The organism is Pristimantibacillus sp. PTI5, from assembly GCF_048572955.1.
GTDB lineage: Bacteria > Bacillota > Bacilli > Paenibacillales > Paenibacillaceae > Pristimantibacillus.
This window is the reverse complement of sequence record NZ_CP183886.1, coordinates 2,958,257-2,972,668: the sequence shown is the minus strand read 5'-3', so window position 1 is coordinate 2,972,668 and position 14,412 is coordinate 2,958,257. Positions and strand designations below refer to the sequence as shown.

The 14,412-nt window shown below is 47.2% G+C and carries 14 protein-coding genes; 9 read left to right on the top strand and 5 right to left on the bottom strand.

The window, feature by feature from the left end; translation table 11 throughout:
• Positions 1-44: 44 nt before the first annotated feature.
• From greA to ACN6MW_RS13285, 6 genes are all read left to right on the top strand, one after another.
• Positions 45-521, top strand: coding sequence for a transcription elongation factor GreA (gene greA / locus ACN6MW_RS13310; protein ID WP_419875825.1), 477 nt, complete (start codon positions 45-47; stop codon positions 519-521).
• A 33-nt stretch (positions 522-554) separates the two neighbouring features.
• On the top strand, positions 555-1,112 hold the full coding sequence (locus ACN6MW_RS13305; RefSeq protein WP_419875824.1) for a pyridoxamine 5'-phosphate oxidase family protein: 558 nt from the start codon (positions 555-557) through the stop codon (positions 1,110-1,112).
• Positions 1,113-1,177: 65 nt separating this feature from the next.
• Positions 1,178-1,834, top strand: coding sequence for a glycosyltransferase (locus tag ACN6MW_RS13300; RefSeq protein WP_419875823.1), 657 nt, complete (start codon positions 1,178-1,180; stop codon positions 1,832-1,834).
• Positions 1,835-2,108: 274 nt separating this feature from the next.
• Positions 2,109-3,305 carry a ParM/StbA family protein gene (locus tag ACN6MW_RS13295; RefSeq protein ID WP_364152414.1) on the top strand — a complete coding sequence of 399 codons (1,197 nt, stop codon included), beginning with the start codon at positions 2,109-2,111 and terminating at the stop codon, positions 3,303-3,305.
• 54 nt (positions 3,306-3,359) lie between these two features.
• The gene (locus ACN6MW_RS13290) at positions 3,360-3,728 is read left to right on the top strand and encodes a hypothetical protein (RefSeq protein WP_419875822.1); all 369 of its coding nucleotides are present in this window, start codon (positions 3,360-3,362) and stop codon (positions 3,726-3,728) included.
• 334 nt (positions 3,729-4,062) lie between these two features.
• The gene (locus ACN6MW_RS13285) at positions 4,063-5,076 is read left to right on the top strand and encodes a GGDEF domain-containing protein (protein ID WP_419875821.1); all 1,014 of its coding nucleotides are present in this window, start codon (positions 4,063-4,065) and stop codon (positions 5,074-5,076) included.
• 74 nt (positions 5,077-5,150) lie between these two features.
• Here ACN6MW_RS13285 and ACN6MW_RS13280 read toward each other — a convergent pair whose 3' ends face one another.
• Both ACN6MW_RS13280 and ACN6MW_RS13275 read right to left on the bottom strand, forming a co-directional pair.
• Positions 5,151-6,332, bottom strand: a complete 1,182-nt coding sequence (locus ACN6MW_RS13280) for an NAD(P)/FAD-dependent oxidoreductase (protein WP_364152405.1) — start codon at positions 6,330-6,332, stop codon at positions 5,151-5,153.
• A gap of 36 nt (positions 6,333-6,368) precedes the next feature.
• Positions 6,369-6,809 (bottom strand): DUF1641 domain-containing protein, encoded by a 441-nt coding sequence (locus ACN6MW_RS13275; RefSeq protein WP_364152402.1) that lies wholly within the window; start codon positions 6,807-6,809, stop codon positions 6,369-6,371.
• A 476-nt stretch (positions 6,810-7,285) separates the two neighbouring features.
• Between ACN6MW_RS13275 and ACN6MW_RS13270 the strand changes: the two genes are divergently transcribed.
• The gene (locus ACN6MW_RS13270) at positions 7,286-7,609 is read left to right on the top strand and encodes an MGMT family protein (RefSeq protein ID WP_419875820.1); all 324 of its coding nucleotides are present in this window, start codon (positions 7,286-7,288) and stop codon (positions 7,607-7,609) included.
• A 56-nt stretch (positions 7,610-7,665) separates the two neighbouring features.
• Here the strand turns inward: ACN6MW_RS13270 and ACN6MW_RS13265 are convergent, their stop codons facing one another.
• A complete protein-coding gene (locus ACN6MW_RS13265; RefSeq protein ID WP_419875819.1) occupies positions 7,666-8,961 on the bottom strand; it encodes an ABC transporter permease in 1,296 nt (431 codons plus the stop codon).
• 15 nt (positions 8,962-8,976) lie between these two features.
• Entirely contained in the window at positions 8,977-9,654 is a 678-nt protein-coding gene (locus ACN6MW_RS13260) for an ABC transporter ATP-binding protein (protein WP_419875818.1), read from the bottom strand.
• Positions 9,655-9,850: 196 nt separating this feature from the next.
• On the opposite strand from ACN6MW_RS13260, the gene ACN6MW_RS13255 reads away from it, so the two are divergent.
• A complete protein-coding gene (locus ACN6MW_RS13255; RefSeq protein ID WP_419875817.1) occupies positions 9,851-10,312 on the top strand; it encodes a hypothetical protein in 462 nt (153 codons plus the stop codon).
• 68 nt (positions 10,313-10,380) lie between these two features.
• On the opposite strand, the gene ACN6MW_RS13250 is transcribed toward ACN6MW_RS13255, so the two are convergent.
• Positions 10,381-12,615, bottom strand: a complete 2,235-nt coding sequence (locus ACN6MW_RS13250; protein WP_419875816.1) for a GDYXXLXY domain-containing protein — start codon at positions 12,613-12,615, stop codon at positions 10,381-10,383.
• A gap of 261 nt (positions 12,616-12,876) precedes the next feature.
• Here ACN6MW_RS13250 and ACN6MW_RS13245 point away from each other — a divergent pair, with 261 nt between their 5' ends.
• Entirely contained in the window at positions 12,877-14,397 is a 1,521-nt protein-coding gene (locus ACN6MW_RS13245) for a methyl-accepting chemotaxis protein (protein ID WP_419875815.1), read from the top strand.
• The last annotated feature ends 15 nt before the right edge of the window (positions 14,398-14,412 follow it).

Here is a 14,412-nt window from a genome sequence, read left to right as displayed (position 1 = left end):
TATAGGGTAAGATGAGAGCAAGAATGCAAATGGGAGCTGTTTAGATGTCGAACGACGAAGTGATTTTGACCAAAGAGGGCTTAGAGCAATTGCAAGCGGAGCTGGATGATTTGAAATACGTAAAGCGCAAGGAATTGGCCGCCCGGATTAAATTGGCGATTAGCTATGGCGACTTAAAGGAAAACAGCGAGTATCATTCAGCGAAAAACGACCAGTCATTTATGGAAACACGGATTATTATACTAACTAATATGCTGAAAAAAGCCCGCGTCATCGAAGCAGATACCCAAGATCTCTCAAAGGTCAATATCGGCTTAACCGTTATTTTAAATGACATTGAGTTTTCAGAGAAAATTACGTACAAAATCGTAGGCACCGAAGAAGCCGATGTCGCAGAAAATAAAATTTCCTACGAAAGCCCGCTCGGCAAGGAGCTTCTTGGAAAAAGCATAGGCAGCATCATCAGCGTAAACGCGCCTATGGGCGTTATTAAATACGAGCTTCTTGAAATTAAAGCGTAATTATATATTCCTAAGGAAAAGGATGAGGGCAAAATGGGAAAGCAATTTGATGCCATATTACCTCAACATGAGGCGTTTATTCGCCAGCAGCATATTTTTTTTATTGGTTCGGCTCCGCTATCGGCAGAAGGGCATGTCAACTTATCGCCCAAAGGACATGATTCTCTAAGGATATTGTCCGCTAATCGCGTGGCTTATCTGGATTTGACAGGCAGCGGCAATGAAACCAGCGCGCATCTTGAAGAAAACGGAAGAGTGACGGTCATGTTTTGCGCATTCGACGGAGCGCCTAACATTGTGAGACTTTACGGAAAAGGTACTGTCGTACTGCCTGATTCACCGGAATGGGCGGCGTTATATCCGCTTTTTACGCCCATTCCGGGAGCGAGGCAGATCATAGACATCGCGGTGCATAAAGTACAGTCCTCTTGCGGATACTCGATTCCGTTTATGTCTTATACAGGCGAACGCGACACCCTTCAGCGCTGGTCGGTTCAGCAGGGAGAAGAAGGCCTTAAGACGTACAGAAAAGAGAAGAACCAGAAGAGCATTGACGGCATGCCAACGACTTTAAGTTCCCTTTACGAATGATTTGCGAGGAATAGCTAACAATATAACAGGCTATTCCATTCGAATCATTTAAGGAGAAGGTAACTATGAAGAGCAAATTTCTTATCGCCGCTATTTTGTGCGCGACAGTCGCAGTCAGTTCCGCTCCGTTAAGAGTCCAGGCAAGCGAAATGGATCACCGTCACGGACATGAGGGCTATGCAAGCCCGGCAGCCGTAAAGCTGAAAGAGGACTCGAGAAAGCTGTGGATCGAACATGTGCTATGGACTAGAAATTACATAGTGAGTGCATTGGCGGGGCTCGAGGATAAGGATGTCACGCTGAAGCGGCTGCTTAAGAACCAGCAGGATATCGGGAATAGCTTTAAACCGTTTTACGGTGAGGCGGCTGGGAATGAGCTTACTGTGCTTCTGCAGGAGCATATCGCAATTGCAGGCAAATTAGTAGGCGCCTTAGCGAGCGGGAATCAAGCGGATGCAGCAAAATACAACAAAGAGTGGTATAGAAACGCGGATGATATTGCGGCATTTCTAAGCAAAAAAAATCCGAATTGGTCCGAGAAAGCGCTCAAAGACCTACTGTACGTTCATTTGCAGCTGCTCAGCGAGGATGTGGCTGCCAGGCTGCAAAAGAATTGGGAAGCGGATGTAGCGGCCTTCGACAAAGGCGAAGACCATATTCTGATGCTTGCGGATGCCCTCACGGAAGGCATCATTAAGCAGTTCCCTCAAACCTTTAACTAATGGAACGTAATAAAGAAAAGAGCTAATCCGTCCATGACGGATTAGCTTTTTTTATGGCGAAAATAGGCGAAAACGACAGCATCGCCTCCTATACGAGCCAGAAAAGCAGGTTCCGACAAAAATAGATGAGAAAAGATTAATGAGCTATGGGACTCTAGCTTGATGTAAACTAACACTAAGTATGGCAAAGTATTACTTAGGAATGCATAAAGCTAAAAAACGAACATAGGAAGCTAGTTTTGTTTCCCAAAACTTTTCTAGGAGGAAAGCGATTATGAATTTTCATTTCTTTGTAGGCAACGATAACGGAAACAGTGAGCATGATCTAATTATTGACGGTAAACTGGTTCAGCAGCCGAACGTAAATTGCACGGTGGACGAGCTCCCATGGAGCGAGGAGCAATCGCCGGAAAGCTTTATCAAAAACTTGCAAGACCAGCTGGTCGTCACCATAGATTCGCCTGCTGCAAGACCGGGAATGTACTATGTCGGGAAGTTTGCCCTGGAGAGCGGAGAGATTTTGGACAACCTTCAAATCGGAATTGATCTGAAAAGCGATATGGATCTCCCGGTTATTAATACGCTTGCCCAAATCGCGGCGATGGCTGTTCAGAAGGGCTATGAGGAAGAGAAAAAAATTCCTGAACAAATTGATGTAGAGGTCGATATGGCAACCGCTTTGCCGGTCACCCAGCATACGGATGAGACCTCCACGAAATTCGAGAAGCGCTTCACTACGGGCACGCATCACGTAACGGTGCATTTGGGCATTCAACGCGTAGCCGTGAAGATCGTATTCCCTTTTGCCAAGGTCGTTCCTGAGGCCACGCCGGTTATTTTCACCCTGCAGAAGGATGCGGCTGGCGGCTGGAGAGAAGGGGATATCTTTGATGATTTCCTTCAATCCTACGGCATTGAGAAGAAATTTACCGGCAGCTATTTTAAGGATAAACGTATTCTGCATGTGGATATCGGTGACGGCTCCACGGAATACCCAATTACGGAAGGCAATAAATTTTTGCGTCAATTCGTTCATGGCAGCCATCACGGTGCTGGCTATGCGATTGAAGAAGCGCTTCAGGAGTTCAATCGCCTCATTCACTTGCCGGACAGCCCGCGTCAATTTTTCAGCGACGTGATTAAAAATCCGGCTCATAAGTATCACGCACGTGCGCTTAAGACGCTGAAGAGACCGCTTGAGAGCCAGGTTAGGCAAATTGTCCAGCATGTCAAAAAACAGCTGACCAAGGCACGTAACGAAATTGATTTGATCTGCGTATACGGCGGCGGTAGCATTCTCATGCGCTCAGTCTTATATGCACAGCTTAAAGAGCTCTGCACGGAGCGCGAAATGCAGCTGTTGTATATTCCTGCCGAGTATGCCGTACAGCTTAATGCGATGGGGCTCGATGCTTTTGTACGTGGCAAAATTTATGAGGCGCTCAAAAATAAGGCGGTTCAACCCGTATAAGCCTCATCAGGTTAACTTTGGGCATATTCTAACGGATTTTGGTAGGTGACTGTAATGAAAAAAACTAAGCTGCCCGGTGAAAATATCAGCTTGAAAACAAAAAAGACAGAGGATCCATTGGTCATGCAGTGGCTGAATACGCAGTCCAACCTCATGGATTCTCTCCGTTATTTGGTAGAGAACGAGATTGCGTTAAACGGCGTTCGGAATTTGCAGGCATTCGTACCCATGGAGAGAAGCAGACTGCAGAGCTCCAACTCCCCAGTCATACCGCAAGAAAATGAAGCTCGTCCTCAAGTTTCTGCCGGCTTGGAGCAGATGGCAGCCGCAAAAGAAGAGGCTCCTGCTGCTCCGGTTGTTCCTTCAGCCGAGCCAGCGGTAGAGGAAGAATTCGATGATGATGATATTGAAGCCTGGAGTTAGACGTGCTTAAGACCCTTTGAAACGTCGATTTTAGAACAATAAAATAACACTAAGTATTACTTAGTATTCCAAAGCATCATTAAGTGACGTTAAGTCACTCTTAGTGGTGCTTAGGAATTCTATTTTCACTTTATCGAGAAAATTCTGGGAATTATTTGCTTTAAAAATGTAGTGACAAGACATTCATTTCCATATACGATATTGGTACAGTGGAGATTTATGGAAAGGAGCATCAGAGATAAACGAGCAAAAGCCATTTTTTTATGAAAGCGCTGTAAACTTTATTGTTATTATTGTTTGTTGGGTTATGGTTTTTATTCTGTCGGCAGGATTCATGATTGAATTTTTTAAAGGGACGCGCCCGCTTTCTTTTGTGCTGCCGATCATTTCCGTTGGTTATATTTCGGTCATTGCAGGCACTTTTTTTTATAGGAATAACCCACTCACAAGATATGTTAGGGTCGCCACCTTTAGCGGTTTTTTTATCATGTATGTATTTACTTTAATGACAGCTACGACATCCGTAACGTTTACTTTTGTATTTCCCTTAGCGACGTTATTTTGCATGTATGTCGATCGTTGGTTTATGTTCATCGTGTGCTCTTTTATTTTGCTGTTAAACGGTTTGTATATCGGAAACAAATTATACAGCGTGAGCAAGCAGGAAATCGGTGAGGCCGCCTATAACCAATTTACGACGACTATGCTTATCCATAGCTTTGTTTTGCTGTTGTTTATGTCCAGCTTAATCGCAATCGTTTACGTTTTCCATCGGCTTAGAAGAGCCATGGAGTATAAAGTGCAGGAAGCGCATCATGCCAAAGAAACGGGACAAAAACTGTATGCGCAAGCTACCATTGACGGTCTGACAGGCGTATTCAATCGCAGGCATTTTGTGGAGAAGGTAAGAGAGCAGCTTAGCGGAACAGGCATTTCCTTCTCATTGCTGCTTTTGGATATCGATGATTTCAAAAAGGTGAACGATGTACACGGCCATTTGGCTGGTGATCAGGTGCTTATTACGTTCTCTAATTTACTGCGGCAGGTTTATGCGGACATTGGAATGGTTGGCAGAGTAGGCGGCGAGGAATTTGCGGTATTCCTGCAGGGAAGAAGCGAGGACGAGAGCCTGGCATTGGCTGAAGGCTTGCGTGAAATGCTGGAGCAAACCGGGATCGCGATAAACGGGGAAAAACAGATTTCCGTTACGACCAGCGGCGGTATCGCGTATGCGGACAGGAGCGGCATGACCTTCGAAGAGCTGTTCCAGCTGGCCGATAAAGCTCTGTATACCTCGAAGGATTCGGGAAAGAACCAAATCACGAAGGCGCAGCCCGTCTGCATTTAATAAGGGTGTTCGTGTAAAACGAACACAAAAAAAAGAAGGAGGGCAAGATGCCCGCCTTCTTTTTTGCGTGTATATTAGTACGCTAGTGCGAATAGTCCGTGGATATGCGACAGGTAGCGGACATTACTTGCTTCCTTCATCAGGGATGCAGGCAAGCCTTTCAGTTGTGTCGCGTTTCCGCCGATTGTACCCACGCCGTCTTTACGGCCCAGGCTTCCAAGTGTTCCGGAGAACACAGGAACGAATTTATCCATTACGCCGCCTTTGATTTGAACCGATAGGTTGTAGCCTACTGTTTCGCCCATTTGCCAAGCAAGCTGAGCCGTAGGAGGATAAGGACGGTCGCCGCCCTCAGGGAATACGACTGCACAGTCGCCGGCAAGGAATACATCGGCATGTGAAGTCGATTGAAGAGTTGGCGTAACGGTCGAGCGACCGCGGTCCTCTGCAAGGCCGCTGCTGCCGACTACCGGATTGCCTTTTACGCCGCCTGTCCAAATGATGGTGCTCGATTCGATCGTGCGTCCGTCTTTAAGCGATACGGAGCTTTTTGTTGCCTCAGTGATAGCTACGCTCGTAATGAAGTTTACGCCGCGTTTCTCAAGGCTTGTTACCGCACGGTCGATCAATACTTTCGGGAAGATTGGCAGAACGGCAGGGCCAGCTTCTACGCAATATAACGAAATGTCATTGAAATCGATGCCTTTGCTGCGGCATACTTCTGGAAGTCTGTCAGCGAATTCGCCGACAAGCTCAACGCCTGTCAAGCCGCCGCCGCCAACAACGATCGTTGCGTCAGCTTTGTTGCCTGATTTTTTATAAGCGTCAAGGCGCTCTTCCACATGCTTGCGGATGCGGTTAGCATCGGCAACGGATTTAAGAACAAGGCTGTTCTCTTCCAGGCCAGGAATACCGAAGTAGTTTGTTTCGCTGCCCAGTGCAACAACAAGCGTATCGTACTTTTGTACTTGGCCGCTCGCAAGAACGACTTGTTTATCGTTTGGTTTAATTTCTTTCACCGAATCAACGATGATATTCACTTGCTTGTCGCCAAGAAGCTTGCTCAGCGGCAGCGCAACGGCTTGCTCAGCGATCGTGTCTCCGGCAAGTCTGTGCAGCTCAGTGATGATTTGGTGAGTAGGGTAACGGTTAACGATTGTGATGCTTGCTTCTGCTGCAGTCAGGTGCTTGCGGGCTGTTAGAGCTGTAAGAAGACCGCCGTAACCGCCACCAAGAATTAATATTTGCTTCGACATGTTCATCCTCCGTTCGTTCTATGCGTAATCAGTATATTATGCTTTTTCGTTTTTACGTTCAGACAGCACGCTAAGGAATGCTTGTGCAAAGCGCAGCGTTTTTTGTACTTCCGGATCCTTCAGCATTTTCAACATAGCGAACAAGCCAACAGAAGTGTTAGCCGCTTCTTGCGAACGCTCGCCAGCCTCGATTGCTGCAGTTGCGATCCCTTTTGCTTTCTCTTGAACCGGTTTGACGAATTCACCGATACCTTGAGCGAAATCGTTGATCAATACTTTGTCTGTAGCGATGTTTTGCGCAAAATCATACGCTTTGGTCATTAGTGTTACCATTTCAGCTAATTTCGGAAGGTTATCCACGAGCACAGTCAGCGACTGTTGAACCTCCGGCTTCATTAATTGATCAAGTACATCTAACGATTGCTTTTCTTCAGCCAGGCTTGCTGCTACCTCTTGTCCAGCAGATGGTTGTGACATTATAGAATGTCCTCCTTTGCGTTAATTTGAAAGTAAGTTATGGTCTCAATTGTGCCATTCGCTAGAAGCGGGCGTACATCCCTAAAGTTTGTTACACTTTTCACATAGTTTCTCAAAAAGATGACTGTGCGTTAGTAACAGCCTTACCCAATATGCTTGGAGAAGGATGAGTTAGCGAGCATGACGTAATCGGATTGAACCCTTTGTTTCTATTCTACATCGTTTTCATCAAAAGTTAAAAAGAAATTTAATACTTTTGGCAAAAAAATATTGCATTTTGTTATCAAGGACAGGCGGATGCATGCATTTTGTCGATATTAACACCATTTATTGGTTATTTGGTTGTTGCCGGATCGTTGATGAGTTTGCATCCCATGCCAAATATGCGCGAGTGCCCTTCCATAAGATATGATGAAAAGAGCCAATCGAATCCTCAAACATGATAAAAAATGACGAGCAAGAGGAGAAGGAGAACCATGCAGCCGTTTACACAGAGAGTCATCGCCATCATTCAAGCCATTCCGGAAGGGAACGTTATGACTTATGGTCAGATCGCGGAGTTAGCCGGAAGCCGCAGAGGCGCAAGACAAGTGGTCCGGATTCTGCATTCGCTAAGCGGCATTCATAATCTTCCCTGGCACAGGGTAGTTAATGCAAAGGGCGAAATTGCAATTACGGATGAAGAAGCCCGCTATATGCAGATTCTTTACTTAAACGAAGAGGGCGTTGCAACGAGCGGGGATGGACGGGTGGATTTGGGCAAATACCGTTATCACGCTGTCACCGATGAGGAAAGCTAACCGCTTGGCATCAAGGGTTAGCTTTTTTTTGCTGCTCAGCAGCCACAGCTTTTTTATTAAATATCTCTGCGCAGCGCCTTTAGGACATCAATTTCAGTTGCGCGGCGGGCTGGCTGCATGCCGGACAAAATAGCAATACCGATACTGATTGCTGCAGAAACCCAGATTAATGTCATAGGAATATAGCTGAAAACAAAGCCTGCAGGCTCGCTGTCCTCATTTTGACTGCTTAAAAGGATTGGAATCAATTGGTTTGCCGCAAAGCTGACGAGAAAAGCGACTGCCGTTCCGATGAGTGTGCCCGATACTCCGATAAAACTGCTTTCCAAGAGGAAGATGCTCCGAATCGAGGAAGGCGCCGCTCCGATCGCTTTCATGATGCCGATGTCCTGCGTTCGCTCGGTAACCGCCATCGTCATCGTATTATAAATGCCGATTGCTGCGATCAGCACCGCGATTGCGCCTACGAATAGAAGGCCCAGCTTTACGAACAAGAATATCGAATCGACCTTCTTCAGCTCGCTCGCCACGGAGTAGGCATTGTAGCCATTATCCTTAATCGTTTTGGCGATACGAGTGACATGCTGCATGTCTTCCGCGTATACAAGCACATTTTGATAATGATCCAGAAGCCGCTGCTCCTCTGCAGGCAGCAAGGTGATTACCGATGCGATCGCGCTTTGATCCATGACTACGCTGTAATCCTGCAGCCATTCCTTAGCGGGTTGCTTCAATATGCCAACGACCACAGCATCTAGCGCGATTGATTGGGTTTCTTTAATGGCTGCATCGGCTGGCTGCTTCAACGTAATCTTTATCGACTTATTTAACAAACGGTCCGAGTAGGGTTGAGCTGGTTTAGACGGTAGACGCAGCGATTCTGCAAAGTGATAGCCTACGAGTATTTCATGCTCGTTTGTCGGGAATCTTCCTTCGGCAAGCTCCAGCTTGCCGTGCTGCTCCGCCTCCATGACCGTAAATACAGGTGAATGTTCAACAGCGGCAGCGTAATCGTCAAGAGCGTATTGCGTATTCAGGCTAACCATGTTCTGGCGTACAACGGACTCAACATGGGGAATGCTTTGAAAAAATTCAATATCATCCTGAGAATAGAGCGAATCCACGCTGTTCTCATCGCCGCTTGCGACGGTTTTTCCATAAATCGATACTTCCGTAATTTTACCGTTGGATGTGATCTGCTCCGTGATGCTCTTTTGAAAGCCGAATCCAATGGAAGAAAGCACGACTAGAAAGCAGCAGCCCATCGCCGTGGCCAAAACGGTCATAAACAGCCTCGATTTGTTTTTCTTCATATTTTGACGCATAAAATCATATTTATCTTTCCATTTCATATGCAGCTCTCCTTTCTAACTGACCAATTCTCCGTTGTGGATCGTAACCGATCGGTGTGCGATGGAAGCGACCTCGGCATCATGCGTAATCATAAGAAACGTGGTGCCCCACTGTTGATTCAAATGCCGGATAAAGTCCAGCACCGTTTGTTCTGTCTCGCTGTCTAAGCTTCCCGTAGGCTCATCCGCCAAAATAATCGAAGGACGCAGCACCATCGCTCTCGCAATTCCGACCCGCTGCTGCTGTCCGCCTGACAGCTCGCTCGGATAAAAAGATCCATAGTCGCTCATCCCTACGAGCTCAAGCGTCTCCATAACCCGTTGATCGCGTGCCTTCTTGTCTAACCCCTTTAAGGTAAGAGGCAGCTCAATGTTCTGGAACGAGGTCATGCTGGGCATCAGCTGGAAGCTTTGAAAAATAAAGCCCATATGGTCCAGGCGAAACTTTGACCACTGTGTCTCATTGTACTCCGTGACATTTGTGCCGTTAATGGTAATGGAACCGCTGGCGGGCTTCATATAACCGGCTGCTAAATTTAGCAATGTTGATTTACCTGATCCGCTCCGCCCGAGGACGGATACGATTTCTCCCTTAGCTACCTCTAAATGAACGTTGCATAATACTGGGACGGTTCTCTCATTTCCTTTTCTACCGATTTGAAACTGATGGGATAGGTTTTGAATCGCTATCAATCGGATATCATCCTTTCTATGCAAATCGATTTTGCAGCATATTATTTATAAGGAAGACGCCATTTTTTCTGAAAATGTAACCTGGTTCAGGATAGCAAGTCCGGTTACGATTAACATTTTCTAATAAAGCCTAAATTGAAACCGCGTTTCCGAACCTTTATTATGGTATAGACCAATCGGAAGGGAGAGAAGAAACATGACTACTGATATTTCACCTGGCAACGTACGCAATTTCACCGTTTCTACTGAAATCTTTTATAATCCAAACTTGGATATCTATTCGCAAATGATTTATATCGTACTTAGCTCAAGCACTGCCGATTCCGCATCGCTCACCTTGGATGAGGTTGCTAAGAAGGGCCGCATGACGACAAAGCTCGCGATAAAAGCCATGCAGGCATTAGTAAACGAACAGCTAATTCCACATAAAGTATTCCGTAAAATGATCGGGGAGTTCCAAGATGACCGTTTGTCTTGGGCAGCCAAAGGCTTGCTGACTTATTGCAAGGAGCATAAGGAGATTACGCTGGCGGAGCTGCTGGCGCTCTCGGACCAATCGGGGGAAGACGAACAAAGCATCCGCAAAGCCTTGATGGAGCTGGAGCGGAACGGTTATTTAGAGGAGTTTCCGGATCTGAGCAAGCTGACGTATTCATAAAAATAGCAGGACATATGCGGCATGGAGGCCGGATACGTCCTGCTATTTTTTTGCAAATGCAAAGGTCCTTAATCCTTGCTCAAACGCTCAAGGAGCGCATCCCCATTGGTGCCAACCTTGACGTAGGCAAAATGAGCATTCCGTTCGGTCTCGGTGCCGGTGCCTTCTGGGACGAAATACGTTTCAATGCCGTAATAGATGCTGTCCCAGCCGTTAGAGATGCCGTTTATGACGATCTCATTGCCCCTTATCAAATCTCCGGTTTTGTATAAACGCTCAAATTCGTACACGCCATTATCGCCCCGAAGGAGCACAACCTTGATTCGCCGAGCGCCTCCGAGCGCTTCCATCTCCTTAGCGCTGCCTGCCGGCGTCGTAGAAATGCCATAGTTGAGCCGTACGTAATCACCCTGCAGCAGAGATCTCGGGTCGAGCGGCTCAATCGCCAGCTTGACCGAGGCGCCGCTCGAGAGCAAAGCTTCGCTCGTTGCGGCATGGTACCCGACGTAACCTAGCTGCAGCGCAATAACTACGGCGATTAAAATCGGGCTTTTGCGCAGCAGCCGACTGTACGAGTCGGTGCCCTCAGGCACGCTTGCGCGTGTCCGGTATGCGTAGATATACGTAACCGCAATGGCAACGACGCCTAACAGGGAAAGGGTGATCGACTTGTGGAACAGCGTCCAGAACAAATCGTAATATTTGTACGCCAGGTACATGAACCAAAACACCAAGCTAACTGCCGCTTCGAAGACTTTGCCGCGGTGGACAAACAGGAAAGCTAACGCGGTTACGACGATAAAATTAATAAGATTAAACAGCTCGTACGAATAGGGGAAGATATCATCCATAAACGTAAGCCAAAACAGCAGAAGCAGCATGAACGGCAACCCGCATTCCCGGAGAAGCTGCCTTTGGACGCCCTTTGCGAGCAAATGGTGGCTGGCATAGATGACGGCATTCAGGGCCGCCAGGATCAGCACGATAAAAGAATAGGCGTGCTGGATGTATTCAAACAGCTGGAAAAGCAATATGGCCACATTTAGATTGATTAAAGAGTAGATGAAAAAATGCTGTGCCCGCCCATGCAGCTTGAACCAGCCTGCCGTCGTGACGGCTAAGAACAGCAAGGTTAAGCCTGCCAAGTCGATCCAAGCGATCGCAATCATCCCTGCGGCATATCCGATCGTAAGCACCGTGTAACGGATAACGGCGTTTAGGCGGGGCAGTAAGAGCATGGGGAGCACGAAGAGCAGCGAAATTACAAACAGCGCATGCTGCGGTTCAACCTCATCCGAAGCGAGCAGCACTAAGCCGACTAGAGAAATGCTGCCGATTAAGACGCCGATAACGGTAACGGTTGCGGAGACGATTTTTCCGACGAGGGCACCGTGGTGGGTCTCGGCTTGCGTGTTCTCTTCGCTCTTTTCCGTGATTGCGTCACGCGCCCCCAGCTTGTTTAGAAAACGGAAGAAAAAGAAGTTTCCGGTCAGCAGCACAGCGACAAAGAGAAGGCCGAAAACAAAAAAGGAAGTCGAGGCATGCTCCGAAAGCAGCTCTAAAAATTTAAATACGGCATATGCCGATGCGGCTAGCGCGTTAAGCGTAAGCATAACCTTATCCAGACGAATCTTGATAAAGTAGTAGAAGCCTAATGCGATTGCAGCTATGCATACAATATTCATCCATGGACCGGATACCTCGTACTGCGTGGAGTTCGTTAGGACGAGCACCGAAATATGGAAGACAACAAAGCTGGCATATTTCAGAGGCGCGGAAGAGAAACATTTGGTTTCAATTAGAACGAACAATATGAGATTAATAAGGGCAAACATACAGCCGATCAGCCAAATTTCGTTGTCGCTGCGAACGATATAAAGCGAGCTTGGGAAAAAGTACTGCCACAGCGTCAAATGGACCAGCGCATAAGCCAATACGTAAAATGGATTAAAGCGGGTAATAAAAGCCAGCAGCAGAGCGGGAATCGACCATACGAGAAAGAGCTCGTAGCTGTCGGCATGGGAATTATAGATTTGATTCAGCAGGGCAACGGCTGCGCCGAACGAGATACAGCCTCCGACTAGAAAAATAGCGGACAAAAAAGAATGGTGTCCGAGCATGATCTTCATTTTGGAAAAAACGAACGCAGCGCCGTAGAACAGGACCATGATGCCTGCGGAGGCAAGAATTTTATCGGCGCGGCCGAGACCGCCCCAATTGGCAGCGAAAAAGTAGATGATAGCAGCAAGGAGCAGGGACACGCCCATGAGGAAGCCGACCCGTGTAACATTTAATCGCAGCATTGGACTCACATGCCTTTCTGGTTGGTATGTCTTGTATTATAATGACCCAATCAAAAGCGAACTAGTACTCACTTTTTGTAGTACTGCGCTGGGCCGACATGCTCGGACGCACCCGTTAACCACCCAATGAAGGCGTTTACTTGTCAAAAAATATTTAAATCGACAAATTTCAACAACGATTTTATAATGATGGTACAAATAGACTACGAAATGGTTTTTATTAGTAAAAAGGCAAGATTACATATGGGGTGGGCGGCTATCATGATCAACATCATTAAGAACATTCAAAGCGCTGTTAAAGAGAAAGACGAGCATTTATCCGGGCGGGATCGCGACATGGTTAGACGGAATTTTGTCGTGCTGCTTGCACTATCTTTTACCCTGGCTATCACGTTATTAAGCGTCTTGGCCTTTATCGGCAAAGGGGCGGTGGATTCCGGCACCCTAAATATTATTGGCCTGCAGTTCGCGACAACGGCTGTGTATGCGTTTTTGTATTTTTCCCGCAAGTTCATTCCTTATATTTCTTACTTGGCCATTATCGGTTCGGCTATTAATTCATTCTCCTCCATTTTTCAGACTCCGAGTATATCGAATACGTTTTCCATTTTTTATTTGCTGATTGTTTGCGTTATATTTATGAGACTGTGGCCGCTTATCCTAGGGCTTACATTAGGCTTTGCCGAGCTTTTATACATATTGATCGTACAGGGCGAGCAGCTCAAGCTTGACGAAGCGACTATCCCTACATACATTATTCTCTATATTTTAATTTCGGGGCTTCTTTTTGGTCTCATCGGCGTGACCTCGCGGATGATCAAAAGCATGGAGGCGTCCCGTGAGCAAGCGGAACAGCTGTCTCTGCTGCAGGAGAACCAGAAGCAAAACGTGTTGGACCATGTGAACGCGGTATCGGCGCATCTGCAGAGCGTGTCGGAGGCTGGCGAGGACAATAACTACTCCTTCGTGGAGATGAATATTGCCTTTCAGGAAATATCCCGCGGCGCGACAGATCAAGTGGATTCTACACTGGCAATCAGCGATTCGATCCAAGATATGAATGTGTTGGTTAATCAAATGTCCGATTCCATTGACGATTTGCTAAACAAAACAAGCGATGCCGCCGAACAAGCTGAACAAGGCAAGAACCGCATGTTGAAGCTGTCGGATACAAACGCTGCTTTTACGCGCGACATTGAGTCCGTAAATGAGGAAACGTCTTTGCTTATTGACCGCTTAGCGGAAACGAGTCAGTTCAGCGCAACGATTCGGGATATAGCCAATCAAACCAATCTTTTATCCCTTAATGCAAGCATAGAAGCCGCGCGCGCCGGCGAGCATGGCAAAGGCTTTGCCGTCGTGGCCGCGGAAATTCGCAAGCTTGCCGATATGACTGCCCAAGCGGCCATCTCCATAACCGAACAGCTGACCCAGTTCGCCAGCCAATCGGAGGCTACGCGCAGCAAGCTGAGCCAAGCGGCGGGCAGGGTTCGTGAGAGCCATGAGATTACGGAGAACACAAGGCAGTCCTTTGAAGCGATAGCCGGCGCGGTGTCGGAGCTTAATACGCTAACAACCGGTTATGGAAGCTTAATGCACAAAATCAGCTCTTCCTCCGGCGTTATCGCGGATTCCACGACTAACCTGGCCTCCATTAGCCAGGAAGCATCCGCCACGCTTGAACAGCTCTCTGCGACGCTCGATACCCTTTTGGTGAGCAACAAAAGCAGTCTGGAACGGGTGAAGGAAGCAGAAATGAATTTGCGCAGCGCTGCGGAATAAGAAAAATCAAAAGCT